We start from the raw sequence: 26,064 nt of genomic DNA on the forward strand, positions 1-26,064 counted from the left end.
CGAGCGGTTCGCACCCCTCGCGAAAGGGTTTCCCGGTCCCCGGCTCCCCCGCCCCTACTCCTCCTCCGGCCCGCACGCCTCCTCGAAGAAATCGAGGTTCTCGTGCAGGGCCTTGAGCAGCCGGTCCCGTTCCGTCTCGTCGACCTGGACGGGGACGACCCCGGTGGCGTCGGTGAGACGGCGGAAGCCGCCCCGGCTCTCCAGGCGCCCCACCACCCGGATCGGGAGGCCGACGAGATGGGCGTGGCCGGCCGTGCGGTACGCCTCCTCGTCGAGGGCGACCCGGACGTGCGGGACGTCCGCGCCGGCGAGCACCCGGAGCCGTACGATCCCCTCGCCGCGCGGCCCCGAGCGGCGCATGCGGACGACGGCGCCGGTGAGCCGGACCGGCACGGAGGGCTCGTCGGTCAGATAGCGGGCGCTCGCCTCCCGCAGCGCGGGCAGGTCGCCGGGCGAGAACTCGACCGGTTCGGGCCGGGCGGCGCACCCCTCGGGCGCCCCGGCGGCCGGGGCCCACTCCAGGGCGACACGGGCGCCCTCGGTGCCCCGGACGAGGGCGACGAGCGCCTCGGTGAGCTCACGGCTCACGCCCGCCTCGACGGCCGCGTCGAAGGCCTCCATGCCGCCGGTGGCCCGCTGGTAGTCGACGGCCTCGCGGGCCGCGTACAGCGCGTGGTAGAGCCGGACGGCGATCGGGCGGCCCGGCTCGACCGGCAGGAAGGCCGTGAGGCCGCGCCCGCCGGGCGCCGCGCCGACGACGACCGTCTCCAGGGACGTCTGGGCGGCGCGCCGGTACCGGGCACCGTAATAGCCGGCCCGGCCGCGCACGGCGAGGGCGCCGGCCAGGAGGAGCTGACGGGCGGCGGACCTGAGCTGCTCCTGCACGGTCCAGGGGACGGTGCCGGCCGGGCCCGGGGGCACGTCGCGCCACCAGCGGATCTCGTCGCTGGGCACGGACAGGCCGGTGAGGACCTCGCGCGCGGAGGGCGTGGCGCTGTGGGCGAGGGCGGTGAGCGCCTCGCCGAGCAGGTCCTCGCAGTCCGGGAAGGCGCGGCTCTCCGGGACGAGGAGGCTCGTGCCGGTGCCGCTGCCGGGCGGGGTCCAGCGGCTGTAGCGGCCGACGGCGCCGCCGCGGCGCCGCCAGCCGTGGCGGGCGAGGAGGGCGCCGAGGACCCGCGGGTCGACCCTGCCCGGGTCGGGTGCGCCCTGGGTGTCGGCCCAGGGCCCGATGGGCGGGGCGGGGATGCCGGTCCAGGGTCCCGGGGTCTCGCCGGGGGCCGGATGGGGCCGGTAGGGCGGAGGGACGGGGCCGCGCCCGGCCCCGTCCCCCTCGTTCCCGAACCCGGGTTCGTCGATCGGCCGGTGCATCAAGGTCTCCCTCCCACGCCGACCCGGGTCATGATCTCGCAGAGCGCCCGGTCGTCGAAGATCCGCGTCGTCGGGATGCGCACGGTGGTCCGGCGCCGTCCCGTGACCGGGTGCCCGGCCAGGTTGATCCAGTAGCAGCAGTGCCGCAGGTCGAGCCGGTCGTGGCTCGCCCTCAGCCAGTCCTCCGGTGCCCTCGGGACGAGCATGACGACCAGGATCTTGTGCACGGACACCGGCGTCCGGGCGAGTTTCACCAGGTGGTCGTTGTCGAGGGTGAACGAGAACGCGTTCCCCGGCGGGCGGGGCGGTATCTGGTAGGTGCACTTGAGCTGCACCTTGATGGTCACTTCGTCGTCGACGGTGTGCCCGGGAGCGCTGTGGCTCACGTGCCAGTCGATGCCGTTGTCCGGAAAGGGCTGGGACAGCGAGCAGCCGGCCGCGGCGGCGACGGCGTGCAGGTATCCCACCTGAAGGGTCTCCATGCAGGCGGTGGTGGCGAGTGAGCCGCGCGTCGGTGCCAGCCGCTGGGGCGGCAGCCCTCCCGACTCGGGCTGGGCGAGCGCCATGTCTTCTTCCTTCCCCGTCCCTTGTGTTGTGACCGGTCCGCGTACGACGCAAACAGTCCGGGTATCACCGTTTCGGGGCAGGGGGTTGGCCATCTGCCGCACGTGTGCAGGGAGTTCGGGGATGTCGATGCACTGGTACGAAGGGCCCCTGGCCGCTTTCGACACGGAGACCACAGGAGTTGACGTCGAGGAGGACCGGATCGTCTCGGCCGCCCTCGTCGTCCAGGACACGGAGGGGGCGCGTCCGCGGGTGACGCGCTGGCTGGTCAACCCCGGCATACCGGTGCCGGAGGGGGCCACGGCGGTCCACGGCCTGACGGACGATCACCTCCAGCGGAACGGCCGGTGGCCGGCCCCGGTGATGGAGGAGCTGGCGCGCGCGCTGGCCGAGCAGTCGGCGGCGGGACGGCCGCTGGTGGTGATGAACGCGCCGTTCGATCTGACGATCCTGGACCGCGAACTGCGCCGGCACCGAGCGTCGTCGCTGGGGAACTACACGGCGGGCGCGCCCCTGTGCGTGCTCGACCCGCGGGTCCTGGACAAGCACCTGGACCGGTACCGGAAGGGCCGCAGGACGCTGACGGACCTGTGCGCGCACTACGAGGTGGAGCTGGCGGGCGCGCACGACGCCGCGGCGGACGCGACGGCGGCGATGGATGTCGTACGGGCGGTGGCGCGGCGCTTCTCGTCCCGGCTGGAGCGGCTGACGCCGACGGAGCTCCACACGCTGCAGGCGGTGTGGCACGCGGCGCAGGCGCGGGGACTCCAGGCCTGGTTCACCCGGCAGGGGACGCCGGAGACGGTGGACCCGGCGTGGCCGCTGCGGCCGGAGCTGCGCACGGCGGCGTGAGAGGGCGGGAATGCGGAAGGCCGGTCCGTCTTTCGACGGACCGGCCTCTCCCGGTGGGCGATACTGGGATCGAACCAGTGACCCCTTCGGTGTGAACGAAGTGCTCTCCCGCTGAGCTAATCGCCCGGGAACGGGTTGAACCATACAGGTCTTCACACCTCCGGTTCAAACCGCGCGCAGGCGGGCCGCCAGTCCGCGCCGTCCGCCGCGCATCATCAGGGCGTGGTTGGCGCGGAAGACCGGCCGTCCGGGGACGGCGAACGCCCGCAGCAGCCGGGCACGGACCTCGACCTCCTGCTCGTACAGGGCGTGCGTGCCGCTCCCCTCCGGGGTGACGGTCCAGCGGGCCCATCCCTCCAGGTCCCCGCCAAGGCCGACCTCCAGGACGCCGGCGGCCGGATCGCGGCGCAGGGCCCGGGCGGTGACGACGAGCTCGTACGGCAGGAGGGAGCGGAAGCGGGCGGTGCCGGTGGTCTCGTCGAGGGGGACGACCTCGCGGACCTGGGGCCACCAGCGGGGGTACTCCTCGGCGCGTTCGAGGACCGCGTAGACGGCCTCGGGCGGTGCGGCGAGGCGCCAGACGCAGCGGAAGCGGTACCGGCACCAGTCCATGCCCCCAGTGTGGACGTACTCAGGCGGGAATCTCGGGAATCTGAGTACCGGGACGCATTCCCGCCGGCTGTGGCCGGGACCACACTCCGGATATGGACAACTCCCTGCCGCCCGCGGACGAGCTGGTGCTCGTCGACCGCGAGCTGGCGCAACTCGACGCGCGCCGCTCCCAGTTGCTGGCCCGCCGCGCCTGGCTGATCCAGGTGCTCTACTCGCCGGTCGCGGCGGCGGCCCGGGTGCACCCGCCCCGGCCGCTCACGGACTCGACGCCGCGGAGCGCGCAGAACGTGCTGCTGACGCTCGGCGGCACCCTGCTGACGATCGCCGCGGTCGCCTTCACCCTGGTGAGCTGGGGCTCGATGGGGATCGGCGCCCGCGCGACGGTCCTGGCCGTGGTGACGGGTGCGGCGCTCGCGACGCCGGTGGCGCTGCTGCGCAAGGGGCTGGTGTCGACGGCCGAGTCGGTGGCGGCGCTGGGCCTGGTCCTGACGGTTCTCGACGCGTACGCGCTGCACCGGGTGGCGCTGCCGGAAACGGGCGGCCTGGGGTACACGGCGGTGGCGTCGGCGGTCCTGGCGGGCGCGTGGACGGCGTACGGCTCGGCACTGTCCGGGCTGCGGATCCCCCTGCCGGTGGCGGTGGTCGCCGCGCAGCTGCCGCTGCCCCTCGGTGTCCTCGCGGCCGGCGGCGGGTCGACGGCCTTCGCCTGGGCGGCGCTCCTCACGGCGACGGCGGACGCCGCGGTCGTGCTGTGGACCCGGCCGGCGGCGGTGCGGATCACGGCGGGTACGGCCGCGGCCGTACTGGGCGGCTGGGCCCTGCTGACGGGCGGCTGGCTCTCCCTGGTCGCCCCGTGGAGCGGCGCCCTGCTGCTCCTGGCGGGCGCGGCGGTCACCCTGTACGCGGCCTGGCGCGTCCCCGCCTTCGCGGCGGCGGCCGCGGCGGTCGCGGGCCTGGCGGTCCTCACTGCGGTGGGCGGCCTCCTGCGCTCGGCGCTCCCCGCCGACTGGGCGGTGCCGGGCTATGTCCTCTGCGCGCTGGCCCTGACCTCGGTGTGGCGCCTCGGCGGCGCGACGGAGGGTAGGTCCGGCGGGGCGGCGTCCGCGGAGGCGCCGTCCGGGGGCGGCGTGCCCCGCGCGGGCGGAAGCGATTCCCCGGCGGCCGGCGGCGGCGAGTCGCGCGGTGCCGGATCGGACCCGGCGGTCCCGGCCGGTGCCGGTGTCCGTCTGCCGCGCGGTATCCGGCTCGGCCTCGCCGGCGCGGGCGCGGGTGTCGCGGCGCTGGGGGTCGTGTGGGCGCTGCCGCCGGTGGCGGCGGGGCTCCTCGGGCCCATGGCCCGGACGACGGACGTCTGGTCGGGCGAGCACGCCGCGCGTGCCCTGACCTCCTACCCGGCGACGGCGGTCCTGGTCCTGACGGTGGCCGTCGCGGCTCTCGCGGCCCTCCCCCGACTCTGGGCCCGGTGCGGCGCCCTCGCCCTCGCCTGGGCGCTGCTCACGGCCCTGCCGGTCTCCCTGGACCTGCCGTACGCGGCGACGCTCGCCCTCCAGCTGCTGACCACCGCTGCGGCCCTGGGCATCGCGATCCGCCCGGGCCCGCTGACGCGCGGCCTGCGTACGCCCGCTGCTCCGGGAACGGCTGCGCCGGAGGCCGGTGCACCGGCCGCCCCCGAGGAAGCCGGCCCGGTCGCGCCGGAGGCTCCCGCACCTCAGGGCTCCGGGCCCGCAGGACCCACTCCGCCGCCGGGCTCGCCGTCCGGGGCGTGGCCGGCGTGGGCGCCTGTCCCGCCGCGGAATCGGGTCCTGGAGCCCGGGACGGTCCTCGGTTGGACCGCGTACGTCGGTGGGCTCGGGTCAGCCGTGAGTGCGGTCGCCCTGGCCCTGGACGTCCGGGGAGCCACCTTCGCCGTGCTCGGCGTGGTCCTCGCGCTCCTCGCGGGGGTCGCGGTGCTCGGCTCGGGCGCGCGCCGGGTGGTCTCCGCCTGCGGGGCGGTGCTCGCCGCCACGGGGCTCGTCTTCGCGGTCGCGGCCGCCGGCGGGTTCGCGGACCACTGGACGGCGCTCGCGCTGCTGCTCGTCCCGGCGGCGACCGCGGCCGTCGGCTCCCGGGCACCGCGCCCGGTGGCCCTGGCGGTCGAGATCACGGGCGGGGCCGTGGGGCTGCTCGCCCTCGGGATCGCCGCGTCCCGGCCCGCGTTCCTCGCGCTCGCGCTGGCTCTGGGCGGCGTGATCGCGGCGGCGACGGCGGTACGGCCGGAGCGGCGTCGGTTCGCCTCGTGGACGGCTGCGGTGCTGTTCCTGCTCGCCACGTGGGTGCGGCTCGCGGTCTGGGACGTGACGACCCCGGAGGCGTACACGCTGCCGGTGACGGTGCCCGCGCTGGCCGTCGGGTTCCTGCGGCGCCGCCGGGACCCGGAGGCCTCGTCCTGGACGGCGTACGGCCCCGGTCTCGCGGTGACGCTGCTGCCGAGCCTCTTCGCGGCCTGGACGGACCCGGAGTGGGCCCGCCCGCTGGCCCTGGGGGTCGCGGCGCTCGTGGTGACGCTGCTCGGTGCCCGCTTCCGGCTCCAGGCGCTCCTGGTCCTCGGCGGCGCGGTGCTCGCCCTGGACGGGCTGCACGAGCTGGCGCCGTACGTGGTGCAGGCGGTGGGCGCGCTGCCGCGCTGGCTGCCGCCGGCCCTGGCGGGGCTGCTGCTGCTCGGGGTGGGCGCCACGTACGAGCAGCGGCTGCGGGACGCCCGGCGGCTGCGGGAGCGGCTCGCGCGGATGCGGTGAGAGACGCCGAAGGCCCGGAGACGGTGTTCCGTCTCCGGGCCTTCGATCCGGGTGGTGGGCGATACTGGGTTCGAACCAGTGACCCCTTCGGTGTGAACGAAGTGCTCTCCCACTGAGCTAATCGCCCGGGCGCACCGCAAACATTACCCCATGTCAGCGGGGCTCCCGCACCACCGGAAGGTCACTCGTCGATCTTCCACGGCATGACGAAGCCGAACTTCCAGAAGTAGACCGCGAGCAGTGCCGCGACGATCACCAGACCGATGGTGGTGAGGATGATGTTCCGGCGGCGGACCTTGGGGTCGAGGGCGCGCTGGGCGGCCTCCGTGACCTTGCGCTTGGTCCAGCGGAGCACGAGCTGGGCCCAGACGAACTCGGTCGCCCAGATCGCCATGCCTCCGAAGATGACCAGCCAGCCGGGCCCGGGGAGCGGCAGCATCACCACTCCGGCGCCGACCACGGCGAGTCCCACGATGAAGACGCCGACCTGCCAGCTCAGATGCAGGCCTCGTCGCGACTTGATGAACTCCGGTGCGCGGGATCCCAGTTCGGCTTCCTGGCCGCCTGCGGACTCCCCGGTGCGCTCGTCACTCTCCGCATTCATACTCCCCAACCTACCGGACGGGAAGCCCCCACCGGAATGGCGGTATTACCGCAGGTCACACGCGCCCATACGAGCTACCTGAACGATCACAAAACCGACAGAGGGGTTTACAACGGCACCGGAGGTGGCATGTCGATTTCGCCGACGTGCGAATCCCCGAGCGCACACTGAGCGAAAGGCCCTGGCGCTTATGAACACCACGGTCAGCTGCGAGCTGCACCTGCGCCTCGTTGTGTCGAGCGAGTCCTCACTGCCTGTACCCGCGGGCCTGCGGTATGACACGGCCGATCCGTATGCCGTGCACGCCACCTTCCACACCGGAGCCGAGGAGACGGTCGAGTGGGTCTTCGCCCGCGACCTTCTCGCCGAGGGGCTGCACCGGCCCACCGGCACGGGCGACGTCCGCGTCTGGCCGTCCCGTAGTCACGGTCAGGGAGTCGTCTGCATCGCGTTGAGCTCCCCCGAGGGAGAAGCCCTGCTCGAGGCCCCGGCGAGGGCCCTGGAGTCGTTCCTGAAGAGGACCGACGCCGCGGTGCCACCGGGCACCGAGCACCGGCACTTCGATCTCGATACGGAGCTCTCCCACATCCTGGCCGACAGCTGAGCCAGGCCGAGAGCCGCACGGCGCCGTCCGACTCGGGGAGACGGCGCCGCGCGGACAGTCACATAGGCACGAGATCCGGCGCTCCCACCGCGCAGCCGGCGCGGTGGTGGGCGCCGGTGTCGTTTTCCGGGGCGCGCTAAAGTCAGCGCCATTCCGCGGGCACCCGCCCGCGGCCGGCCAGGGAGCGAATCGTGCTGATCCCCCACGACACCCGGATCGCCCTCGACACCGTCGTCGATCTGATGAACACCGCGCCCCAGGGCGAGCGGGCCGACGAGCTCGCGGACATCCCGGAGCTCCACGCCTTCCTGGAGGCGCACAAGGTCAGCGGCGTGGGCGACCTCGGGCCCGCGGACCTGCGCGCCGTGCGCGAGGTGCGCGAGAGGTTCGCGGCGGTCTTCTCCGCCCCCGAGGCCCGGATCGCCGCACCCCTGATCAACCAGCTGGTGGCGGGGGCGGGCACCACCCCTCAGCTCACCGACCACGACGGCTACGACTGGCACGTGCACTACTTCGCGCCGGGCGCCTCCGTGGCGGACCACCTCGCGGCCGACTGCGGCATGGCCCTCGCGTTCATCGTCGTGGCCGGCGAGCAGGAGCGGCTGCGGCGCTGTGAGGCGCCGGACTGCGGCCGGGCCTTCGTGGACCTCTCGCGCAACCGCTCGCGCCGCTACTGCGACAGCCGCACCTGCGGCAACCGTCTGCACGTGGCCGCGTACCGGGCGCGCCGCAAGGAAGCCGCGGGCTGACCTCCCCGGGCCTAGAGGCCGGGCGGCCGAGCGCTCGGGGGCCGGAGGTCACAACACGAAGAGATCGTGCACGGCCGCCATCAGCAGCAGGCAGCCGATCACCCCGAGGAAGATCATCAGCGGCGGCTGGGAGAGCGCGAACAGGCAGCCGCGCGGCTCTTCGGCGGGGGTGTCGGTGGTGGCGGGTACGGGCTCCCGCGAGGTATCCAGCATCTCGGGGGGATGATGACGCACCCCTGACCCGCCGAATCCCGCAACACGCCCCACCGCGGGGGCCGTTCACCCCTTCCCGTGGATCACGGAACGGGGACGGACACCGTAAGCGCCAGAAGTGATCAGATTCCGTGCTTCTTCAGAATCGCCTCGATGTCGCTGAAGTCCTCACCCGCCGGCTGGCCGGCCTGCGGCTTCGCCGTCACGGCGCGGGAGGGCGCCGACGCGGCCGGGGCCACGGCTCTCGGCTCGGCTCCCCCGGCGGTCACCTCGCGGCCGGCCCGGCGCCGCTCCACGGCCCGGGTGGACAGGAAGAGCAGCCAGGCGACGCCGAGCACGCCGAAGCCGGCCCAGGCCACCGGGCTGAAGGCCGTGTCGGCGATCCACTCGACCGCGCCCGTCATCACCAGGCCGAGCGGCACCAGGGCATAGGCCGCGATCCGGGCGGCGGACAGGAACTTCTTCCGGTACGCCGAAATCGCGGCGATGCCCAGGCCCGCCGCGGACACCGCGGAACAGATGGTCTCGGCGAGCATGCGATCCTCCAGGTGCCGGGCGATACGTCCCTTCCATCCTGCACCGCCGGGACCGTCCGGGGCCATGGCCCGGGCCCCGTCTCAGGGAGATCTCCGGGTCGCCCCCGCCGGGATCTCCTCCCCAGGTCCCAGTGGGAGACTGCTGCCATGAACGACTCCACCACCGCACCCGCCTCCCCCGCCGTCCTGGAGGCCTGGTTCGACCTCCAGTGCCCCGACTGCTTCCAGGCCCTCGACGACGTCCGCGCGCTCCGCGAGAAGTACGGCGACCGGCTCGACGTACAGCTGCGCCACTTCCCGCTGGCCAAGCACAAGCACGCGTACGCCGCCGCCCAGGCCGCCGAGGAGGCCTTCGAGCAGGGCAAGGGCTGGCCGTACACGGAGGCACTGCTCGCCAGGACCGCCGAGCTCGGCGACCGGGGCGAGCCGGTCCTCCTGGAGGTGGCGGCCGAGCTGGGCCTGGACGCCGAGGAGTTCGACACCGCCCTGATCGACGGCCGGCACCTGCTGACCGTGGACGCCGACGAGGCCGAGGGCAAGGCGATCAAGGTCACCGGCACCCCGACCTACGTCATCGGCGGCGAGCGCCTGGACGGCGGCAAGAGCCAGGAGGGCCTGCGGGAGCGGATCGAGGAGATCGCCGACCGGCTTCTGGGGGCCTAGGCCGTCTCCGGAAAGTCCCGCCTGCGGGCAGACGGCGCTACTTTCCGGACACGGCCCAGGGCCTGTCGTGCGTGCCGGGCGGGCCGGACCCGACGGGAAGGGCCGGACAGGCCCAGCAGCTCGCGGACGCGGCCCGGCGGGCCTCAGACCAGCGGCTTCGCGCTGTTGTACAGCGTCGTGCGGTAGCCGAGCGACTCGTAGAGCCGGATCGCCGGGGTGTTGCCCGCGAACACATGCAGTTCGATCAGGCTCTCCCCGGCGTCCAGGGCGATGTGCTCGGCGAGCAGCATGAGGGCCCGGCCGTACCCCTTTCCGCGCTGCCCCTCGACGACCTCGATCTCGAAGACGAAGCCTGTCCCCTTCCCGGGCTCGCGCTCGAGCCGGCCCACCCACAGGTAGCCGACGACCTGCCCGTCGCGCACGGCGACGGACACGGTGACGCCCGGGGTCGCGAGGCCCTGCGGGAGGAAGCGGCGGCGGCCGTCCTCGGCCTTGGCGAGCGCCTGCTCCTCCGGGACGCCCCGGTCGATCCAGCTCTGCGCGAAGGCGGCCCGGGACTTCGCCGACCACGCCTCGAACTCCGGCTCGGTCACCGGCCGGTGCGTGAACCCCTCCGGCAGCCGCGGCGGCTCGGCCGGCAGCTCCTTGACCATGTTCCGGCTGCGCTCGGTGTACCCGAGGGAGCGGGCCATCCGCAGGGCCGCCCCGGCGTCGGCGGGCACCGAGATCTGCACCTCGCCGCAGCCCCAGCTCCGCAGCACCTCCTCCGCGGCGAGCGCCGCCACCGTGCCCCGGCCCCGGCCCCGGTCGGGCTCGTCGACCCGAAGGCGGTCGATCAGACCCGAGGCGGCGCCGAAGGCCTGATCGGTGGCGAGGTGGACGGCGCCGACCCGGCGACTGTTCACACAGATGTCGAAGGTGCGGGAACGGCCGCCGTCGGCGGACTGCTGAAGCGGCTCGGACGGCCGCAGAGTGGTGGTCATCAGAGGTGTTCTACCCAGCCGGCCACCACCCGTCATCCGGATTTACGCGAACCCCGGGTCCCGGTCCGCCGCGGCCCGCTCGTCGAAGACCCGCATCGCCTTGGCGGTGACGGGACCGGGCGCGCCCGTGAGCTCACGGCCGTCGACCCGGTGCACGGCCTGGATGTCGCGGAGGGTCGACGTCAGGAAGATCTCGTCGGCGGAGTCGAGGACGTCCAGCGGCAGGTCGGTCTCCTCGGCGCCGGTCCACTCCACGGCGAGGGCCCGGGTGATGCCGGCGAGGCAGCCGGAGGAGACGGGCGGGGTGAGGATCCGGCCGTCGACCACGACGAAGACGTTGGAGCCGGTGCCCTCGCAGAGCTGCCCCACGGTGTTGGCGAAGAGCGCCTCGGAGGCCCCCTGCTCGCGCGCCCTGGCGAGGGCGACGACGTTCTCGGCGTACGAGGTGGTCTTGAGACCGGTGAGGGCGCCCCGCTCGTTGCGCGTCCAGGGGACGGTGATCACGGCGGTGGAGTCGGGGCGGCGGCTCGTCTCGCCGAGGGCGACGACCAGGCTCGTCCCGGCGTCGCCGCGCTCCGAGCCGAGCGGGGAGAGTCCGCCGGTGTACGTGATGCGGAGCCGGCCGAGCTCCATCGGGTTGGCCTCGATGACGGCGGCGCAGGCGCGGCGGACCTCGTCGAGGTCGGGGTCGGGCAGGCCGAGGCCGCGGGCGGAGCGGGTGAGGCGCTCCAGGTGCAGGGTGAGAGCAAACGTTTCGCCGCGCTCGACCTTGACCGTCTCGAAGATGCCGTCGCCGACGGTCAGTCCGTGGTCCAGTACGGAGACCCGGGCGGCCTCCGCGTCGTGCAGCCCGCCGTTGACCCAGAGTTTCATCGAGAAGTGGCCTTTCCGCTCGCCTCACGGACGCCCGACTCGTGGGCGCCCGATGCCTCGTAGGCGCCCGACGCTATCGCGACGAGCCGGTCCGCCTTCAGCTCGGTCTCCGCCCACTCCCGCTCCGGGTCGGAGCCCCAGGTGATCCCGGCGCCCGTGCCGAAGCGGAGCACGCCCTCGGGGCGGTCGATCCAGAAGGTGCGAATGCCGACGGCCAGCTCGCCGGTGCCCGCGTCGGCGTCGACCCAGCCGATCCCTCCGCAGTACGGGCCACGGGGCGCGGTCTCCAGCGCCTCGATGATCCGCAGCGCGCTGGACTTGGGCGCGCCGGTGACGGAGCCGGGCGGGAAGGTGGCGGCGAGCAGCTCGGGCCAGCCGGCGTCCTCGCGCAGCAGGCCGGTGACCGTGGAGACGAGGTGGACGAGGCCGGGGTGTTCCTCCACGGCGCAGAGCTCGGGGACGGCGACGGTGCCGGTCTCGCTGACGCGGCCCAGGTCGTTGCGGACCAGGTCGACGATCATCACGTTCTCCGCATGGTCCTTGGGGAGGAGGTCGGCGGCGGTGCGGCCGGTCCCCTTGATGGGGCCGGAGGAGATCAGGGCCCCTTCCCTGCGCAGGTAGAGCTCCGGGGACGCGGTGGCGATCTCCACGCCGTGGGCGGGCAGGCGGATCGTTCCGGCGTAGGGAGCGGGGTTGCCGCGGGCCAGGAGTGCGGTGAGGGCGTCGACGTCGGCGGCGGCCGGGTCCGGCAGCGGCGCGGTCAGCACCCGGCAGAGGTTCGCCTGGTAGACCTCGCCGCGCGCGATGTGCTCGCGCACGCGCCGTACGCCCGCGGTGTACGCGGCGCGGTCGAGCGAGGACGTCCAGTCACCGGCGGCGGGACCGCGCCAGCCGCCCGGGACGGGCGCGGGGACCGGGTCGGGCCTGACGTCCCCGAAGCGCGCGCAGGTGAGGCGCCCTTCGAAGTCCGCGCAGACGGCCCAGAAGCCTGCGGAGTCCAGTGCCTCGGGGTCGTTTGTGACGTCCCGGAGATCGGTCGCGACGAGGCCGCCGAAGCGGGCCAGGGGAGCAAGGGCATGCACGCATCGAGTCTAGGTCGGGCGGGACGCGGGCACGGGGTCGTCCGCGGAGGGGGCGTGAGGGACGCGTGGGGTGGGGGCTCCGCGCCACCCCGGGGACACGGCGAGTGAACGCCACGCGAACCCTCTGCCGGGCCCGGCCGGGCGCCCTGGAGGGCTCGCAGGTCAGCACGCTGCGGAAACGCGTTTTTGTACTGGCCCAGGAATCCGCTAGAGTTCAACACGTCGCCGGGACGCGCAAGCGGAACGGAAACGACAAGCGGACGTGGCTCAGTTGGTAGAGCATCACCTTGCCAAGGTGAGGGTCGCGAGTTCGAATCTCGTCGTCCGCTCGATGTGGGGGATCTTCCCGAACCCCCGTTATCACTCCTGGTGGAGTGGCCGAGAGGCGAGGCAACGGCCTGCAAAGCCGTCTACACGGGTTCAAATCCCGTCTCCACCTCCAAGGACGATTAGCTCAGCGGGAGAGCGCTTCCCTGACACGGAAGAGGTCACTGGTTCAATCCCAGTATCGTCCACTGGATCTTCGGATCCCGGGTCTTCGGATCCCCCGCGCGATTAGCTCAGCGGGAGAGCGCTTCCCTGACACGGAAGAGGTCACTGGTTCAATCCCAGTATCGCGCACCACACTTCACGCACCCCTCGGGTGCGCCCGCGCGATTAGCTCAGCGGGAGAGCGCTTCCCTGACACGGAAGAGGTCACTGGTTCAATCCCAGTATCGCGCACGCAGTACGATCACCTTCGGGTGTGCCCGCGCGATTAGCTCAGCGGGAGAGCGCTTCCCTGACACGGAAGAGGTCACTGGTTCAATCCCAGTATCGCGCACCAGAGGAGGAAGCCCCCGGCCGCAGCTCGCGGCCGGGGGCTTCTTCGTGCCCCGGTGGGGAGACCGGTGGGACCGGGAGGGACCGGTCCCGTTCGGTCAGGAGGAGAAGAGCATCCGCCCGAAGCCGCCCTTGCGGTAGTGGCCGCCGTGGTGACCACCGTGGTGGCCGCCGTGGTGCGGGGCGCCCCAGGCGGGCGCGGCCGGGGCGGGCTGCGCCGGGTAGGCCGGCGGGGCGGGCGGGGCCTGCTGGACCCACTGGGACTCCAGGCGGGTCAGGGCCTCCAGCTCGCCGTAGTCCAGGAATATGCCCCGGCAACCGCTGCACTGCTCGATCTGGACGCCGTTGCGGTTGTACGTGTGCATGGCCGCATGGCACTTGGGACACTGCATGCTCGGCTCAACTCCCTGACATTGCCGTTCGAATGGTGGCTTCACCTTACGTGGACGCCGAAAGGGCCTACCCGGTTCGATGTCCGGAGATGCGGGCACAGGTGTCGATCATCACTTCCTCGACCTCGTCGAGCGGCCGGCGCTCGGCCGTCGACTTGGCGAGCGCGAGGGCGGCGGTCTGGACCGTCAGCGCCCGTGCGGGCACGTCGAGTCGGTCCCACGGATCGGCGCCCACGGCGGGGCCGCCCGCCTCCTGGTACGCGCCGAGGAAGCGGGACCAGACCTCGGGCGGCAGGATGCCGGCGGCGAACCACGCGGCGGGCCGGGCCAGATCCCAGGCGGGGTCGCCCAGACCCAGGTCGTCGATGTCGATGAGCCGCCAGGGCCCGTGGGGCCCCGGGCGGGTGTCGCGGACCAGCTGGCCCAGGTGGAAGTCGCCGTGGCAGAGGAGCCGGTACGCGGCAGGGGCCTCCGGGACCGTCCGCCAGGCGCCCAGGACGGTGGCGGTCGCCGGGTGGTCCGGGGCCGTGCGGCGCATCCGGTCCACGGCCAGGGCCGCCTTCGCGGGGGCCCGCATGTCCGGGAGGCGCCCGGCCCGGCCGGACGGGGGCGGGGTGCGGTGCAGCAGCGCGAGCAGCCGCGCCGCCTCCTCCCACGGTGCGGCGTCGGGATCCTCCGGGGCGACCGGCGGACCGTACGGCCAGAGGGTGACCGGGCGGCCGTCGAGCGCGTCGGGACCGGGCCGCGGCAGCGGGAGCGGCGGCAGGAGGATCCCGCCCACGTCCTGGTGCGCGGCGAGTTCCAGCCGTACGCGGTGGTCCTCGGGGTCCGTGCCGGGCGCGTGCGCCTTCGCGACGAGGCCCCCGTGCCGTACGACGGTCCCGTCGTCGCGGTCGGCCAGCACCCCGACCAGGCCGCTCGCGCAACGGCAGGGATCGTCCGCCGGGTGAGCCGCCGCGTGGGCCAGGTCGGCCAGGCGGTGGAGCGGGAGTGCGGTGGGGCCGGGAGGCGTCCGGGGTGCTGAGTCCACTCCCGGAGCGTACGGGGTGATGCGTCTGCCGCCGCCGGCCGGACCGGTCCGGGGAATGCGCGAGGGCCGTTCAGCTCCCCAGCTGACCGGCCCCACGCTGCCGTCCGCCGCACCCCCGTCCCCACGGGGTTGATGGCCGGATGTCCCGACCCGGGCCGCTCTCCCGGGTCCGGGGCGCCGCTCAGCGCCCCAGCATCACGCCCACGGACGACGCCTGTGTGACCACCGCTTCCCAGCCGCCGAAGACGACCACGAGCAGGGCCGCGAGAGGGAGGACCATGGCGGTGGCGACCAGGGGGTGACGGCGGCTCGAAGGCCGGGTGGTCGTCCGGTGTGCCGTGTAGGCCATGGTTCCTCTCCTGTCGTGTTCGGCGCGGCGGGTGCGTGACCTCGGGGGACGAGTGCTGCACCCGCCGCTTGACCTCAACACTAGGGAGCGGGAAGCGGCCGCACGTCATGCCCGCGTATCGACTTCCGGGCCTCCCGGAGGATGAGGCCCCGCCGTGCGGCGTACTCCCCTGGGTGGAGACGCGTACCCGGAACCCCGGGACTTCCCGGAAGGGTCGCCCGGAGACGGCGTGGCGGCGTGACTTCGCTCACTTCCCCGGCTCTCGTGTTCCCGGCTGGGGTGGACGGCCCGGGAGGCCGCCCTTTGGGGTGTCCTGCCGGATCCGGGACGGCTCGCCAAGTGGGGTTCCGGGGGCGGGGGTTGAGGCCTGCGCTTGCTGCCTCCTGTCCCCCGGTGTCCCCCTCAGTACTGACAATCGATCCCACTGCGAGGGCGCGGCCTATGAGCGCGTACGGGCGCCACTACGTAAGCTGTGCCACGTCGAACGGACGAGGGGACGGACATGGCGATGATGCGGCTCCGGCGCGAGGATCCGCGGATCGTCGGGTCGTTCCGGATCCACCGCAGGCTGGGGGCCGGCGGGATGGGCGTCGTATACCTGGGATCCGACCGGCGCGGCCAGCGGGTGGCGCTGAAGGTGATCCGGCCCGACCTGGCCGAGGACCAGGAGTTCCGGTCCCGCTTCGCCCGCGAGGTGTCGGCCGCCCGGCGGATCCGGGGCGGCTGCACCGCCCGGCTGGTCGCGGCCGATCTGGAGGCCGACCGCCCCTGGTTCGCCACCCAGTACGTCCCCGGCCCCTCGCTGCACGACCGGGTCGCCGAGGAGGGCGCGCTGCGCGCCGCCGACGTGGCCTCGATCGGGGCGGCGCTCTCGGAGGGCCTCGTCGCCGTCCACGAGGCCGGGGTCGTCCACCGTGACCTCAAGCCGTCGAACATCCTGCTGTCGCCCAAGGGGCCCCGGATCATCGACTTCGGGATCGCCTGGGCGACGGGCGCGAGCACCCTCACCCATGTCGGCACCGCCGTCGGATCGCCCGGCTTCCTCGCCCCCGAGCAGGTGCGCGGAGCCGCCGTCACCCCGGCCACCGACGTCTTCTCGCTCGGTGCCACCCTGGCGTACGCGGCCATGGCCGACTCCCCCTTCGGGCACGGCAGTTCCGAGGTCATGCTCTACCGCGTCGTGCACGAGGAACCGCAGCTCCACGGAGTGCCGGACGCGCTCGCGCCGTTGATCCGGGCCTGCCTCGCCAAGGACCCGGAAGACCGGCCCAGCACCCTGCAGCTGTCCATGCGGCTCAAGGAGATCGCGGCGCGCGAGGCCCAGGGGCTTCCCGTCTCCCGGCCGCCCGTGCAGCGCGAGCGGGCCGAGGAGCGCAACACCGTCCGGCCCACCGAGCGGTACACCGATCGCGACGTGCCCGGTGGGCGCGGGCCGGAGCGGGGTGCCGAGCGGACGTCGGGGCGTGCGCCCTCCTCCCGTCCTTCGGCGGGGCCCCGGACCGGGGGTTCGCGCGGGCCTCAGTCCCGGCCCGGGACCCGGCCCGGTGCCCGGTCCACGTCGACCGGCCGCCGCCCCGCCAACCCCCGGCTGCTGCGGCAGCGGCTCTTCGTCTTCGTGGTCGTGACGCTCGTCGTGGCCCTCGGCATCGCCGCCGCCCAGGCCCTTCAGGGGTAGGGCCCGATCCGACGCGCATGGTCGGACGGGCCCTGGGCCGCAGGCGCTCAGGCCTCCGGGCGGCCCGTCGCCACCGCGTAGAACGCCACCGCCGCCGCCGCGCCCACGTTGAGCGAGTCGACCCCGTGGGCCATCGGGATCCGGACCCACTCGTCCGCGGCCCGCAGGGCCTGCGTCGACAGGCCTTCGCCCTCCGCGCCGAGCATCAGCGCCACCCGCTCCAGACGGTGCGGGGCGGCCTCGTCGATCGAGGTCGCCTTCTCCGCCGGGGTCAGCGCGAGGAGCTTGAAGCCCGCCTCCCGTACCGCCTCCAGGCCTCGGGGCCAGGTGTCCAGGCGGGCGTACGGCACCGAGAACACCGCGCCCATCGACACCTTCACCGAGCGCCGGTACAGCGGGTCCGCGCAGTCCGGGGACAGCAGAACCGCGTCCATGCCGAGCGCCGCGGCGCTGCGGAAGATGGCGCCGATGTTGGTGTGGTCGTTCACCGACTCCATGACCACCACCCGGCGGGCGCCGGCCAGGAGCTCGCCCGCCTCCGGGAGCGGCTTGCGCTGCATCGAGGCGAGCGCGCCCCGGTGCACGTGGTAGCCGGTGACGCGTTCCGCGAGGTCCGGCTGGATCGCGTACACCGGCGCCGGGACCTCGTCGATGACGTCCCGCATGACGTCCACCCACTTGGCGGAGAGCAGCATCGACCGCATCTCGTAACCGGCCTGCTTCGCACGGCGGATGACCTTCTCGCCCTCCGCGATGAACAGGCCCTCGGCCGGCTCGCGCCTGCGGCGCAGCTCGACGTCGGTCAGGCCGGTGTAGTCGCGCAGGCGCGGGTCGTCGGGGTCGTCGATCGTGATGAGTTCGGCCACGAGGTGATACTGCCTTGTCCGGTGTGTGGTGCCAATGCGTGCGAAGGTTTGCTCACCCCTGGTTACTTCGGGGTGGCGCCTCCGTCGTTCTTCGTCAGTTTGTCGGGGCTCTCGGTCACCACGTCGCCGATGACGATCACCGCCGGCGGGCGGACCTCCTCCGCCTTGACCGTCTCCGCGACCGTCGCCAGCGTCGCGTCCACCCGGCGCTGCGTCGCCGTCGTGCCCTCCTGGACCAGGGCCAGCGGGGTGTCCGGGCTCTTGCCGTGGGCGATCAGCGCCTCGGCGATCTTTCCGATCTTGTCCACGCCCATGAGGATCACGAGCGTGCCCGTGAGCTTCGCCAGCGACGCCCAGTCGACCAGCGAGCGCGGGTCGTCCGGGGCCACGTGGCCGCTGACCACCGTGAACTCGTGCGCCACCCCGCGGTGCGTCACCGGGATGCCGGCCGCTCCCGGGACCGAGATCGAGCTGGAGATGCCCGGGACCACCGTGCAGGCGATGCCCTCGGCCGCCAGGGCCTGCGCCTCCTCCATGCCCCGGCCGAAGACGAAGGGGTCGCCGCCCTTGAGGCGGACCACCGACTTCCCCTGCTTCGCGTGCTCGATCAGTGCGTTGTTGATGGCCTCCTGGGCCATGAAACGGCCGTACGGGATCTTCGCCGCGTCGATCACCTCGACGTGCGGCGGCAGCTCGTCCAGGAGGTCCCGGGGGCCGAGCCGGTCCGCGATGACCACGTCCGCCTCCGCGAGCAGCCTGCGGCCCCGGACGGTGATCAGGTCCGGGTCGCCGGGGCCGCCGCCCACCAGGGCGACGAAGGGGGTACGGGAGCGGTGCGCGGGCGCGGCGATCGAACCGTCGCGGAGGCCCTCGACGATCGCGTCCCGTACGGCTGCCGAACGGCGGGGGTCGTGGCCCGTGAGCACCGCGACCGTCACTCCCGCGTCGCGGCCCGTCGCCGGGGTCCAGGCGGTCGCCGCTTCCGCGTCGTCCGCCCGTACGCACCAGGTCCTGGTGCGCTCGGCCTCGGCGGAGGCGGCGGCGTTCGCGGTCGGGTCCGTGGTTGCCACCAGGGCGTACCAGGCGTCCGCCAGGTCGCCCTCCTCGTACCTGCGCTTGATCCAGGTGATCTCGCCCGTCTCCGCCATCGCGTCCACGGACGGGGTCGCGGACGGTGAGATGAGGGTGACGTCCGCGCCCGCGGCGATCAGCGCCGGGAGTCGGCGCTGGGCCACCTGCCCGCCGCCGAGGACGACGACGCGGCGGCCGGCGAGGCGCAGTCCGACGGGGTAGGCGGGGTGCTCGGCGTTCTCTGCCATGGGTGAGCGGCTCCTCGGAGAGCGTGGCGGTGCGGGCGAGGGTGCCGCTGCGGCGGTGGAGCGGCTCGTGCATGGTCACGATATCTGTGACCTGGGGCTGGCAGGGTGTGACGGATGTCCCCCGCCGGTGGGTCCGTGACGTGGGGGACGCTCCGGAACCGGGTTCGGGACTGCATGATTTACGGCGCCTGCGGGGTCCTGAGAGCGTCAGGCCCCTGCGCGCCACACATCACGCTTTACGTCCCGAACCCGGTTCCTGCGCATCCCCCACTTCCGTGTGTGGGTGGGGGACGCGCCGTGGTCCTACTTCTCGGTGACTCCCGCCGAGTCGAACGTGGCCACCTCGTGCATCGCACGTGCCGCGCTCTGGACCAGCGGGAGGGCCAGGAGCGCGCCCGTGCCTTCGCCGAGGCGCAGGTCCAGGTCGACCAGCGGGCGCAGGCCCAGCTTGTTGAGCGCGGCCACGTGGCCCGGCTCGGCGCTGCGGTGGCCCGCGATGCACGCCGCGAGCGACTCGGGCGCGATGGCGCGGGCGACGAGGGCCGCGGCGCCCGTGGACACGCCGTCCAGGATGACCGGGGTACGGAGCGATGCCGCGCCCAGGATCAGACCCACGAGGGCCGCGTGCTCCAGGCCGCCGATCGCCGACAGGACGCCGATCGGGTCCGCCGGGTCCGGCTTGTGCAGGTCGAGGGCGCGACGGACCACGTCCACCTTGCGGGCGTGCGTCTCGTCGTTGATGCCCGTGCCCCGGCCCGTGACCTCGGCCGCGTCCACCCCGGTGTAGACCGAGATCAGGGCGGCCGACGCCGTGGTGTTCGCGATGCCCATCTCGCCCGTGAGCAGGGCCTTGTTGCCGGCTGCCACGAGGTCGCGGGCCGTTTCGATGCCCACCTCGATCGCGGCCAGCACTTCTTCGCGGGTCATCGCGAGGCCCGTGGTGAAGTCGCCCGTTCCCGGGCGGACCTTGCGGGGCAGGAGGCCCGGGGTGGCGGGGAGTTCCGACGCCACGCCCACGTCGATGACGCAGACTTCGGCGCCCACCTGGTTCGCGAAGGCGTTGCAGACCGCTCCCCCGCCGAGGAAGTTGGCCACCATCTGGCCCGTGACCTCCTGCGGCCACGGGGTGACGCCCTGGGCGTGGACACCGTGGTCACCGGCGAAGATCGCCACGGCGGCCGGCTCCGGGATCGGGGGCGGGCAGACGCGGGAGAGACCCGAGAGCTGGGCGGAGATGATCTCCAGCATGCCCAGGGCCCCGGCGGGCTTCGTCATCCGCTTCTGGCGCTCCCACGCCTCGCCGAGCGCCTTCGCGTCCAGCGGGCGGATGTTCGCGACGGTCTCCTGGAGGAGGTCGTGCGGCTCCTCACCCGGCAGGGCGCGGCGGCCGTACGTCTCCTCGTGGACCACCCAGGCCAGCGGGCGGCGCTTCGACCAGCCCGCCTGCATCAGCTCGGGCTCGTCCGGGAACTCGTCGACGTATCCCACGCAGAGGTACGCCACCACTTCGAGGTGCTCGGGAAGTCCGAGGGCACGGACCATCTCGCGCTCGTCGAAGAAGCTGACCCAGCCGACGCCGAGGCCTTCGGCGCGGGCCGCGAGCCAGAGGTTCTCCACGGCGAGCGCGGAGGAGTACGGGGCCATCTGCGGCTGCGTGTAGCGGCCGAGCGTGTGGCGGCCGCCCCGGGTGGGGTCGGCGGTCACGACGATGTTCACCGGGGTGTCGAGGATGGCCTCGATCTTCAGTTCCTTGAACTGCTTCGCCCGGGCCTTCGGCAGCGACTTGGCATAGGCCTCGCGCTGACGCTGGGCCAGCTCGTGCATCGTCTGCCGGGTCTCGGCGGAGCGGATGACCACGAAGTCCCAGGGCTGCGAGTGGCCGACGCTGGGTGCCGTGTGGGCCGCTTCGAGGACGCGGAGGAGCACCTCGTGCGGGATCGGGTCACTGCGGAAGCCGTTGCGGATGTCGCGGCGCTCGCGCATCACGCGGAGGACCGCCTCGCGCTCGGCGTCGTCGTAGCCCGGGGCCGGAGCGTCCGGGCGGGTCTCCGCGACGGTCTCCGTCGGTTCCTGGGTCTCCGCCTCGGCTGCCGGCTGTGCCTGAGCCTCCGCCTCGGTCTCCGGCTGAGCCTCCGTCCGGGCCTGCGGTTCCGCCTCGGTCTCGGGGGCCGTCTCGATCGGGGCCGCCTCGGGCCCCTCGGCCACGACCGGGATCTCCTCGGCAACGACCGGGATCTCCTCGGCCACGGCCTCCACCGGAGCCTCGGCCGGCTCTTCGGCCTGGGGCTGAGCGGGGGCCTCGACGGGGATCTCCGCCGTTGCCGGCTCTTCCGGGGCGGCTGCCTCCGGTACGACCTCCGCCACGGGCTCCACGACCGGCTCGGCCGGGGCCTCCACGGGCGCGACCTCGACAGCCTCGGCCTGAACCTGCTCCTCGACCGGCTGGGCGGCCTCGGGGGTGGCCTCCGCCTGGACCTCGACCGGTGCGACCTCGACCGGTGCGACCTCGACAGGCGCGACCTCGACCGGCGCGACCTCGACAGGCGCGACCTCTGCGGCCGCTACCTCGACGACCTCGGCCTGTGCCGGTTCTTCGATCGGCTGCGCGGGCTCGGCCGGCGCCTCGGCGGCGGCTTCGGTCACCTGCGGCTCGGCCGCCTCGACCGGGACGGCCTCCTCGGCCTCACGCGGGGCGGGGACGGTGGCCTCGGGGGTTGCCTCCTCGGGGGCCGGGGCGGGCTCCGGGGCCGGCTCCACGACGGCCTCGGGCGCCTCGGGGGCCTCCTGGGTGGGCTCCACCGGCTCGGCGACCGGCGTCGGCTCGGCGGCCTGGGGCGGCTCCGGCGTCGGGACCGGGGCCAGGTGCGGGGTCGTCGGGACCGAGCCCTCGACCTGGACGAACTGGGCCACCGGCGGGACGACCGTTTCTGCGGGCGCCACCGGCTCCTGCGGCTGCGCGACCCACGGCTCGGCGCCCTGCGGGGCGAGCTGCTGGTCCTGCGCGATCTCGAAGTACTCGGGGCCGGTGGTCGGCGGGCCCGGGGTCCGCACCGGCATCGGGGCGGGGGCCGTCGCCACGACCGGCTCGGGGGCGGGGGCGGGCTGCGGGGCCGGCGCCGGAGCGGCGGCCGGGCCGCGGTCGGCGAGGGAGAGCACGACGCCACCGGTGGCGTCGGGCACCGGCGGGCCCATGTGCAGCGGGCGCCGCGCCGGAGGCGGCGTCATGGCCGCCGCGGGCGGGGGCACACGGACGCCGCCGAGGTCGACGGAGCCGGAGTCACGGCCGGCCGCCTCGTGCGCGCCGGTGTCGAGGATGCCCGGCTCGTAGCCGTGCTCGGTGACGACCGGCACGCCGTGCGCCGGGGTGCCCAGCGGCACGCCCTGAGCCGGGGTGTGGCCCTGCGGGGCCGTCAGCACGTCGGCCAGCGCGACCCCGTCGGGGAGCGGGCCCGTGAGGGGGTCCGGCAGCGGGTCGGTGAGCGGGTCGCCCATCGGGACCGGCGTCTCCGGAACGGCCGCGTGCGGCACGCCCTGGTTCGGAACCACGGGCGCCGGCGGCGGTACGGCGACCGGCGGCGCGGGCACGACGCCCGGCGGGTGCTCGCTCCAGGCGCCCTGGGCGCCCGGCATCAGGAGCAGGTCGTCGTCCTCGGTGGTGTGCTCGGAGGGGTCCAGGAAGGTGTACGCGCCCGGAGCGGGGATGCCCGGCTGCTCGACCATGCCTGCGTTCTCCGGCAGCCCCTCGCCCGGGACCTGGCCGGTGTCCGTCATGCGTACCCCTCGCCCATCGCTTGTGCTCCTTCAGACCTGCGCCCGCCGACAAGAACGAGCGCGCGCGCCGCGCGGCACGAAGCACACGCGGACACCCACACATTGTCGCGGCCCTCGGCCATCGTGGCAGGGAGAATTGCCACGGTGCGCTGTGGACTGCGCCACGTCGCGCGGTCCCCCCTTGTCACCTACCACATCGGCGGCACAAAGCGGCCACCAATTCGGGACATTGACGAACAGAGTGCCGAACGTCCCGGTGCGGTACAACAATCGGCCAGCCTACCCTGCCCCGACGGGGCGGCCGGGTCACGGGGCTCGGTCGATCCTGCGTCCGGTCAGCAGAAACACGACCGAGCGCTCGCGTTCCGACCAGTCGTCCGGGTCGAGTCCGACGGTCTGGAGGAGGAGGCTCTCGACGGCGTAGCCGCCGTCGGCGAGGGCGGCGCCGATCGCCTCGGCCTCGTCACGGGTGGAGGCGTGGGCGACGATGCGTTCCGGGCGCCGGTCGGTGCAGGCGGTGACGACGGGGACGCCGCCGGCCGCGATGCGTACGACGTCCGGCTCGGGCAGGTTCTCCAGGACGTGCGGGGCGCGGCCCGGGACGGTCTGGAGCGGCACTCCGTGGCGGCGGGCCGCCTGTTCGGTGCGGGTGCAGGCGTCCGGGTCGGTGTCCACGGCGATGACGGCGGCGCCGAAGCGGGCCGCCTCGACGGAGAAGGCGCCGCCCGCGCAGCCGATGTCCCAGACGAGGTCGCCGGTGCGGGGCCCGAGGCGGGCCAGTTGGGCGGCTCGGAGGGCGGGGTCAGCGCCCGCGCCGGGGCGGGCCCGGCCGGTTCCCGGGCCTTCGCCCTCGGAGTCGTACTCCTCGGTGGGAAGTCCCCAGCCGCGGACCGTGCGGGCGGCCGGGTCCTGGCCCATCAGCCAGGGGGTGGTGGGGGTGCCGCCGACCGCGCCGCCGATGACGAGGACGACGTTCGGGTCGCGCCAGGTGTGGTCGGCGGCCTTGTCGGAGGTGAGGACGGAGACCTGTTCGCGGTCGGTGCCGAGCTCCTCGCAGACGACGAAGGTGCGGTGGACGCCTTCGAGGAGGAGGGCGAGTTCGGCGGGTCCGGCGCCCGGGGAGGTGAGGACGGCGACCTTGGGGTGGGCGCGGCAGACGTTGACGGCGCGGCGGAGGGTGCGCTGGTGGGCGACGACGATCCGGGCGTCCTCCCAGGGCATGCCGGCGCGTGCGAAGGCGGCGGCGACGGAGGAGACGGCGGGGACGACCTCGACCTCCAGGCCGTGCTCGGGGGCGCGCAGGGTGCGGACGACGCCGAAGAAGCCGGGGTCGCCGTCGGCGAGGACGACGGCGGTGCCGCGGTGGGTCGCGATGCGGCGGGCGGCGAGGTCGACGCTGCCCAGGCGGATGCGTTCGGCGGCGGGCGGCACCTCGGGCAGCGCCAGGTGGTGGGCGGCGCCGGCCACCAGGGTGGCGGCGGAGAGCGCGGACCTGGCCGCCGCGGTGAGGGGCGAGCCGTCCCAGCCGATCACCGTGACGCGGTCGGCCATCGTCGTCTGTCTCCCTGTGGTGTTGTCGCAGGTCGGGGGCGTGCCGAGCGTACCCCGGGATCGCTCCGGGGGCTCAGCTCCAGTCGGTGTACGAGGAGTAGCCGGCCTCGGCCATCTGGTCGGCGACGCCGTCGAGGTCCTCGGGGAGGAGGCCCCAGACGATGAAGTCGGTGCGCAGTTCGGCCCAGGTGCCGTCCTCGGTGCGGGTGCGGGCTATGCAGGCGTTGCGGAGGACGCCTTCGCTGATGCAGCCGATCTTCTGGGCGACCTGCTGGGAGGCGGTGTTGTCGGCGGCGGTGCGCAGTTCCAGGCGTTCGAACTTCTGGTCGCCGAAGAGCCACTGGGCGGTGGCGAGCGCGGCTTCGGAGGCGTAGCCCTCGCCGCGGGCCCAGGGGGCGATGATGTAGGACATCTCGGTGGAGCGGACCCGCCAGTTGGTGTTGCTCAGCTGGACGATGCCGACCAGACGCTGGGTCAGGAACTCGGTGACGGCGAGGTCGAGGCCCCGGCCCGCGGTGCGTTCGGTGGGGGCGTACTCGGTGATCCAGCCGCGTGCCGCGTCCTCGGTGTAGGGCTGGGGCACGGCCGTCCAGGCGGCGACCATCTCGTCGTTCATCATCTCGGCGAGGGCGGGGGCGTCCGCCTCTTCGAGCGCGCGCAGCACCAACCGGTCCGTGTTGATGGAGATGTCCGGAAAGGTGGTAGTCATGCGCAGCTCCATGCCGTGGACCGTCCGAATCGACCGTGAACGCACAGCATGCAGCATGCGACCGCCGGTGCGCATGGCCGGGTCGGGTGAGCCGGGGGTGTGTGGGGGCGGTGCGGCGAAGGCCCCGCGCATCGGACGGGATGCGGGGGCCTTCTCCTCAAGGACTGTACGGGGGTGCCGGTCTGACGGACCCTCGGACGTCTGTCTTGCTCGTGGGCCTTACTGGGCGGCGCCGAAGGCGGGGATGACCGAGCCCTTGTAGGTGTCCTCGATGTACTTCTTCACCTCGGGCGAGTTGAGGAGCTTGGCGAGCTTCTGCACGCGGGCGTCCTTCTCGTTGCCCTCCTTGACGGCGAGGAAGTTGGCGTACGGGTTGCCCTCCGCCTTCTCCAGGACGAGGGCGTCCTTCGACGGGGAGAGCTTGGCCTCGATGGCGTAGTTGCCGTTGATGACGGCGGCGTCGACGTCGTTCAGGGCGCGGGGCACGGTGGCGGCCTCCAGCTCCTTGAACTCCAGGCCCTTCTTGTCGGTGATGTCGGAGAGCTTGGCGTCGGTGCCGACACCGTCCTTGAGGGTGATGAGGCCGTTCTCGGCGAGGAGGTGGAGCGCGCGGCCCTCGTTGGTGGTGTCGTTCGGGACGGCGACGGTCTGGCCGGCCTTGATGTCCTTCACCGACTTGAGGCTCTTGGAGTAGAGGCCCAGCGGCTCCAGGTGGACGTTGACCACCGGGACGATGGTGGTCTTGTTCTTCTTGTTGAAGTCGTCGAGGTACGGCTTGTGCTGGAAGAAGTTGGCGTCGACCTGGCCGGACTGGGTGGCGGTGTTCGGCAGGACGTAGTCCGTGAACTCCTTCACCTCCAGCTTCAGACCGGCCTTCTCGGCCAGGTTGTCCTTGACGAAGTTGAGGATGTCGGCGTGCGGCGTCGGGGACGCGGCGACGACGAGCGGCTTGTCGGCGGAGCCGGCCGCGTCCTTGGAGGAGGACGGGTCCGAGGACGTGCCGCAGGCGGTGAGGCCGAGGGCCAGGGCGGCGGTGGCGGCGATACCGGCGGTGAGCTTGATGTTCTTACGCACGAAGAGTGCCTCTTTCAAGTGGAGCGGTG

General features: G+C 73.7%; 24 protein-coding genes and 8 tRNA genes. 12 read left to right on the top strand and 20 right to left on the bottom strand.

The features are described from left to right. Positions 1 to 54: 54 nt before the first annotated feature. Positions 55 to 1,368, bottom strand: coding sequence for a serine/threonine-protein kinase (locus tag AC07AW_RS21820; protein WP_478817136.1), 1,314 nt, complete (start codon positions 1,366 to 1,368; stop codon positions 55 to 57). Beyond that, on the bottom strand, positions 1,368 to 1,934 hold the full coding sequence (locus tag AC07AW_RS21825; RefSeq protein WP_478817137.1) for a DUF4365 domain-containing protein: 567 nt from the start codon (positions 1,932 to 1,934) through the stop codon (positions 1,368 to 1,370). Before AC07AW_RS21825 ends, AC07AW_RS21820 begins: the two co-directional genes overlap by 1 nt. Positions 1,935 to 2,055: 121 nt before the next feature. Here AC07AW_RS21825 and AC07AW_RS21830 point away from each other — a divergent pair, with 121 nt between their 5' ends. Then, on the top strand, positions 2,056 to 2,784 hold the full coding sequence (locus AC07AW_RS21830; protein WP_478817138.1) for an exonuclease domain-containing protein: 729 nt from the start codon (positions 2,056 to 2,058) through the stop codon (positions 2,782 to 2,784). Positions 2,785 to 2,838: 54 nt separating this feature from the next. Here AC07AW_RS21830 and AC07AW_RS21835 read toward each other — a convergent pair. Together AC07AW_RS21835 and AC07AW_RS21840 are read right to left on the bottom strand one after the other, a co-directional pair. After that, positions 2,839 to 2,910 (bottom strand) — tRNA-Val (locus AC07AW_RS21835). Between the two features lie 39 nt (positions 2,911 to 2,949). Next, positions 2,950 to 3,396 (bottom strand): SRPBCC family protein, encoded by a 447-nt coding sequence (locus AC07AW_RS21840; protein WP_478817139.1) that lies wholly within the window; start codon positions 3,394 to 3,396, stop codon positions 2,950 to 2,952. Between the two features lie 92 nt (positions 3,397 to 3,488). On the opposite strand from AC07AW_RS21840, the gene AC07AW_RS21845 reads away from it, so the two are divergent. After that, the gene (locus AC07AW_RS21845; protein ID WP_478817140.1) at positions 3,489 to 6,170 is read left to right on the top strand and encodes an SCO7613 C-terminal domain-containing membrane protein; all 2,682 of its coding nucleotides are present in this window, start codon (positions 3,489 to 3,491) and stop codon (positions 6,168 to 6,170) included. A 52-nt stretch (positions 6,171 to 6,222) separates the two neighbouring features. Here AC07AW_RS21845 and AC07AW_RS21850 read toward each other — a convergent pair. Both AC07AW_RS21850 and AC07AW_RS21855 read right to left on the bottom strand, forming a co-directional pair. Further along, positions 6,223 to 6,297, bottom strand: a tRNA-Val gene (locus tag AC07AW_RS21850). A 54-nt stretch (positions 6,298 to 6,351) separates the two neighbouring features. Beyond that, positions 6,352 to 6,774, bottom strand: coding sequence for a TIGR02611 family protein (locus AC07AW_RS21855; protein WP_478817141.1), 423 nt, complete (start codon positions 6,772 to 6,774; stop codon positions 6,352 to 6,354). A gap of 190 nt (positions 6,775 to 6,964) precedes the next feature. Between AC07AW_RS21855 and AC07AW_RS21860 the strand changes: the two genes are divergently transcribed. Continuing rightward, positions 6,965 to 7,378, top strand: coding sequence for an SsgA family sporulation/cell division regulator (locus tag AC07AW_RS21860; RefSeq protein WP_015032345.1), 414 nt, complete (start codon positions 6,965 to 6,967; stop codon positions 7,376 to 7,378). Positions 7,379 to 7,569: 191 nt separating this feature from the next. Continuing rightward, the gene (locus tag AC07AW_RS21865) at positions 7,570 to 8,127 is read left to right on the top strand and encodes a CGNR zinc finger domain-containing protein (RefSeq protein ID WP_478817142.1); all 558 of its coding nucleotides are present in this window, start codon (positions 7,570 to 7,572) and stop codon (positions 8,125 to 8,127) included. A 48-nt stretch (positions 8,128 to 8,175) separates the two neighbouring features. Here AC07AW_RS21865 and AC07AW_RS21870 read toward each other — a convergent pair whose 3' ends face one another. Both AC07AW_RS21870 and AC07AW_RS21875 read right to left on the bottom strand, forming a co-directional pair. Then, entirely contained in the window at positions 8,176 to 8,340 is a 165-nt protein-coding gene (locus tag AC07AW_RS21870; protein WP_478817143.1) for a hypothetical protein, read from the bottom strand. A gap of 122 nt (positions 8,341 to 8,462) precedes the next feature. Beyond that, positions 8,463 to 8,876 (bottom strand): hypothetical protein, encoded by a 414-nt coding sequence (locus tag AC07AW_RS21875; RefSeq protein ID WP_478817144.1) that lies wholly within the window; start codon positions 8,874 to 8,876, stop codon positions 8,463 to 8,465. Between the two features lie 147 nt (positions 8,877 to 9,023). Here AC07AW_RS21875 and AC07AW_RS21880 point away from each other — a divergent pair, with 147 nt between their 5' ends. Beyond that, the gene (locus AC07AW_RS21880; protein WP_478817145.1) at positions 9,024 to 9,539 is read left to right on the top strand and encodes a DsbA family protein; all 516 of its coding nucleotides are present in this window, start codon (positions 9,024 to 9,026) and stop codon (positions 9,537 to 9,539) included. A 143-nt stretch (positions 9,540 to 9,682) separates the two neighbouring features. On the opposite strand, the gene AC07AW_RS21885 is transcribed toward AC07AW_RS21880, so the two are convergent. From AC07AW_RS21885 to AC07AW_RS21895, 3 genes are read right to left on the bottom strand one after another with little or no spacing between them, the layout of a single operon-like run. Next, positions 9,683 to 10,522 carry a GNAT family N-acetyltransferase gene (locus AC07AW_RS21885; protein ID WP_478817146.1) on the bottom strand — a complete coding sequence of 280 codons (840 nt, stop codon included), beginning with the start codon at positions 10,520 to 10,522 and terminating at the stop codon, positions 9,683 to 9,685. Between the two features lie 42 nt (positions 10,523 to 10,564). Beyond that, entirely contained in the window at positions 10,565 to 11,395 is an 831-nt protein-coding gene (locus tag AC07AW_RS21890) for an aminotransferase class IV (protein WP_478817147.1), read from the bottom strand. Then, positions 11,392 to 12,477 carry a chorismate-binding protein gene (locus tag AC07AW_RS21895; protein ID WP_478817148.1) on the bottom strand — a complete coding sequence of 362 codons (1,086 nt, stop codon included), beginning with the start codon at positions 12,475 to 12,477 and terminating at the stop codon, positions 11,392 to 11,394. The genes AC07AW_RS21890 and AC07AW_RS21895 overlap by 4 nt, the downstream gene beginning before the upstream one ends. A gap of 256 nt (positions 12,478 to 12,733) precedes the next feature. On the opposite strand from AC07AW_RS21895, the gene AC07AW_RS21900 reads away from it, so the two are divergent. The 6 genes from AC07AW_RS21900 to AC07AW_RS21925 all read left to right on the top strand — a co-directional run bounded on the left by AC07AW_RS21900 (position 12,734) and on the right by AC07AW_RS21925 (position 13,303). Further along, positions 12,734 to 12,806: transfer RNA gene (locus tag AC07AW_RS21900), tRNA-Gly, on the top strand. A 39-nt stretch (positions 12,807 to 12,845) separates the two neighbouring features. Then, positions 12,846 to 12,919, top strand: a tRNA-Cys gene (locus AC07AW_RS21905). A gap of 1 nt (position 12,920) precedes the next feature. Further along, a tRNA-Val gene (locus AC07AW_RS21910) sits at positions 12,921 to 12,992 on the top strand. Between the two features lie 34 nt (positions 12,993 to 13,026). Beyond that, positions 13,027 to 13,101 (top strand) — tRNA-Val (locus tag AC07AW_RS21915). A gap of 27 nt (positions 13,102 to 13,128) precedes the next feature. Then, positions 13,129 to 13,200: transfer RNA gene (locus AC07AW_RS21920), tRNA-Val, on the top strand. 28 nt (positions 13,201 to 13,228) lie between these two features. Continuing rightward, a tRNA-Val gene (locus tag AC07AW_RS21925) sits at positions 13,229 to 13,303 on the top strand. Positions 13,304 to 13,397: 94 nt separating this feature from the next. Here AC07AW_RS21925 and AC07AW_RS21930 read toward each other — a convergent pair. The 3 genes from AC07AW_RS21930 to AC07AW_RS21940 all read right to left on the bottom strand — a co-directional run bounded on the left by AC07AW_RS21930 (position 13,398) and on the right by AC07AW_RS21940 (position 15,070). Beyond that, positions 13,398 to 13,691 (bottom strand): TFIIB-type zinc ribbon-containing protein, encoded by a 294-nt coding sequence (locus tag AC07AW_RS21930; protein WP_116161966.1) that lies wholly within the window; start codon positions 13,689 to 13,691, stop codon positions 13,398 to 13,400. 67 nt (positions 13,692 to 13,758) lie between these two features. Continuing rightward, positions 13,759 to 14,721: a phosphotransferase family protein gene (locus AC07AW_RS21935; protein WP_478817149.1), complete on the bottom strand. Its 963-nt coding sequence runs from the start codon at positions 14,719 to 14,721 to the stop codon at positions 13,759 to 13,761. Between the two features lie 181 nt (positions 14,722 to 14,902). Next, complete coding sequence (locus AC07AW_RS21940; protein ID WP_351188179.1) at positions 14,903 to 15,070, bottom strand: hypothetical protein; 168 nt, start codon at positions 15,068 to 15,070, stop codon at positions 14,903 to 14,905. 502 nt (positions 15,071 to 15,572) lie between these two features. On the opposite strand from AC07AW_RS21940, the gene AC07AW_RS21945 reads away from it, so the two are divergent. Beyond that, positions 15,573 to 16,745, top strand: a complete 1,173-nt coding sequence (locus tag AC07AW_RS21945; RefSeq protein WP_478817150.1) for a serine/threonine-protein kinase — start codon at positions 15,573 to 15,575, stop codon at positions 16,743 to 16,745. Positions 16,746 to 16,792: 47 nt separating this feature from the next. Here the strand turns inward: AC07AW_RS21945 and AC07AW_RS21950 are convergent, their stop codons facing one another. The 6 genes from AC07AW_RS21950 to AC07AW_RS21975 form a co-directional block, all read right to left on the bottom strand. Beyond that, on the bottom strand, positions 16,793 to 17,611 hold the full coding sequence (locus AC07AW_RS21950; RefSeq protein ID WP_478817151.1) for a TrmH family RNA methyltransferase: 819 nt from the start codon (positions 17,609 to 17,611) through the stop codon (positions 16,793 to 16,795). Between the two features lie 62 nt (positions 17,612 to 17,673). Then, positions 17,674 to 18,930, bottom strand: coding sequence for a uroporphyrinogen-III C-methyltransferase (gene cobA / locus AC07AW_RS21955; RefSeq protein WP_478817152.1), 1,257 nt, complete (start codon positions 18,928 to 18,930; stop codon positions 17,674 to 17,676). Positions 18,931 to 19,233: 303 nt separating this feature from the next. Next, positions 19,234 to 22,701 (bottom strand): nicotinate-nucleotide--dimethylbenzimidazole phosphoribosyltransferase, encoded by a 3,468-nt coding sequence (gene cobT / locus AC07AW_RS21960; RefSeq protein ID WP_478817153.1) that lies wholly within the window; start codon positions 22,699 to 22,701, stop codon positions 19,234 to 19,236. Positions 22,702 to 23,007: 306 nt separating this feature from the next. Further along, a complete protein-coding gene (gene cbiE, locus AC07AW_RS21965; RefSeq protein ID WP_478817154.1) occupies positions 23,008 to 24,252 on the bottom strand; it encodes a precorrin-6y C5,15-methyltransferase (decarboxylating) subunit CbiE in 1,245 nt (414 codons plus the stop codon). Positions 24,253 to 24,325: 73 nt separating this feature from the next. Further along, positions 24,326 to 24,961, bottom strand: coding sequence for a GNAT family N-acetyltransferase (locus tag AC07AW_RS21970; protein ID WP_190103787.1), 636 nt, complete (start codon positions 24,959 to 24,961; stop codon positions 24,326 to 24,328). A 219-nt stretch (positions 24,962 to 25,180) separates the two neighbouring features. Then, complete coding sequence (locus AC07AW_RS21975) at positions 25,181 to 26,035, bottom strand: MetQ/NlpA family ABC transporter substrate-binding protein (RefSeq protein ID WP_478817155.1); 855 nt, start codon at positions 26,033 to 26,035, stop codon at positions 25,181 to 25,183. Positions 26,036 to 26,064 lie beyond the last annotated feature (29 nt).

Source organism: Streptomyces sp. NPDC044003 (genome assembly GCF_056435185.1).

Excerpts from the sequence above, each read along its gene's own strand:
- AC07AW_RS21820 (WP_478817136.1), bottom strand. The coding sequence starts at position 1,368 with ATGCACCGGCCGATCGACGAACCCGGGTTCGGGAACGAGGGGGACGGG.
- cbiE (WP_478817154.1), bottom strand. The coding sequence starts at position 24,252 with ATGGCCGACCGCGTCACGGTGATCGGCTGGGACGGCTCGCCCCTCACC.
- AC07AW_RS21875 (WP_478817144.1), bottom strand. The coding sequence starts at position 8,876 with ATGCTCGCCGAGACCATCTGTTCCGCGGTGTCCGCGGCGGGCCTGGGC.
- cobA (WP_478817152.1), bottom strand. The coding sequence starts at position 18,930 with ATGGCAGAGAACGCCGAGCACCCCGCCTACCCCGTCGGACTGCGCCTC.
- AC07AW_RS21890 (WP_478817147.1), bottom strand. The coding sequence starts at position 11,395 with ATGAAACTCTGGGTCAACGGCGGGCTGCACGACGCGGAGGCCGCCCGG.
- AC07AW_RS21855 (WP_478817141.1), bottom strand. The coding sequence starts at position 6,774 with ATGAATGCGGAGAGTGACGAGCGCACCGGGGAGTCCGCAGGCGGCCAG.
- AC07AW_RS21940 (WP_351188179.1), bottom strand. The coding sequence starts at position 15,070 with ATGGCCTACACGGCACACCGGACGACCACCCGGCCTTCGAGCCGCCGT.
- AC07AW_RS21970 (WP_190103787.1), bottom strand. The coding sequence starts at position 24,961 with ATGACTACCACCTTTCCGGACATCTCCATCAACACGGACCGGTTGGTG.
- AC07AW_RS21870 (WP_478817143.1), bottom strand. The coding sequence starts at position 8,340 with ATGCTGGATACCTCGCGGGAGCCCGTACCCGCCACCACCGACACCCCC.
- AC07AW_RS21840 (WP_478817139.1), bottom strand. The coding sequence starts at position 3,396 with ATGGACTGGTGCCGGTACCGCTTCCGCTGCGTCTGGCGCCTCGCCGCA.
- AC07AW_RS21945 (WP_478817150.1), top strand. The coding sequence starts at position 15,573 with ATGGCGATGATGCGGCTCCGGCGCGAGGATCCGCGGATCGTCGGGTCG.
- AC07AW_RS21860 (WP_015032345.1), top strand. The coding sequence starts at position 6,965 with ATGAACACCACGGTCAGCTGCGAGCTGCACCTGCGCCTCGTTGTGTCG.
- AC07AW_RS21930 (WP_116161966.1), bottom strand. The coding sequence starts at position 13,691 with ATGCAGTGTCCCAAGTGCCATGCGGCCATGCACACGTACAACCGCAAC.
- cobT (WP_478817153.1), bottom strand. The coding sequence starts at position 22,701 with ATGACGGACACCGGCCAGGTCCCGGGCGAGGGGCTGCCGGAGAACGCA.
- AC07AW_RS21830 (WP_478817138.1), top strand. The coding sequence starts at position 2,056 with ATGTCGATGCACTGGTACGAAGGGCCCCTGGCCGCTTTCGACACGGAG.
- AC07AW_RS21885 (WP_478817146.1), bottom strand. The coding sequence starts at position 10,522 with ATGACCACCACTCTGCGGCCGTCCGAGCCGCTTCAGCAGTCCGCCGAC.
- AC07AW_RS21825 (WP_478817137.1), bottom strand. The coding sequence starts at position 1,934 with ATGGCGCTCGCCCAGCCCGAGTCGGGAGGGCTGCCGCCCCAGCGGCTG.
- AC07AW_RS21845 (WP_478817140.1), top strand. The coding sequence starts at position 3,489 with ATGGACAACTCCCTGCCGCCCGCGGACGAGCTGGTGCTCGTCGACCGC.
- AC07AW_RS21880 (WP_478817145.1), top strand. The coding sequence starts at position 9,024 with ATGAACGACTCCACCACCGCACCCGCCTCCCCCGCCGTCCTGGAGGCC.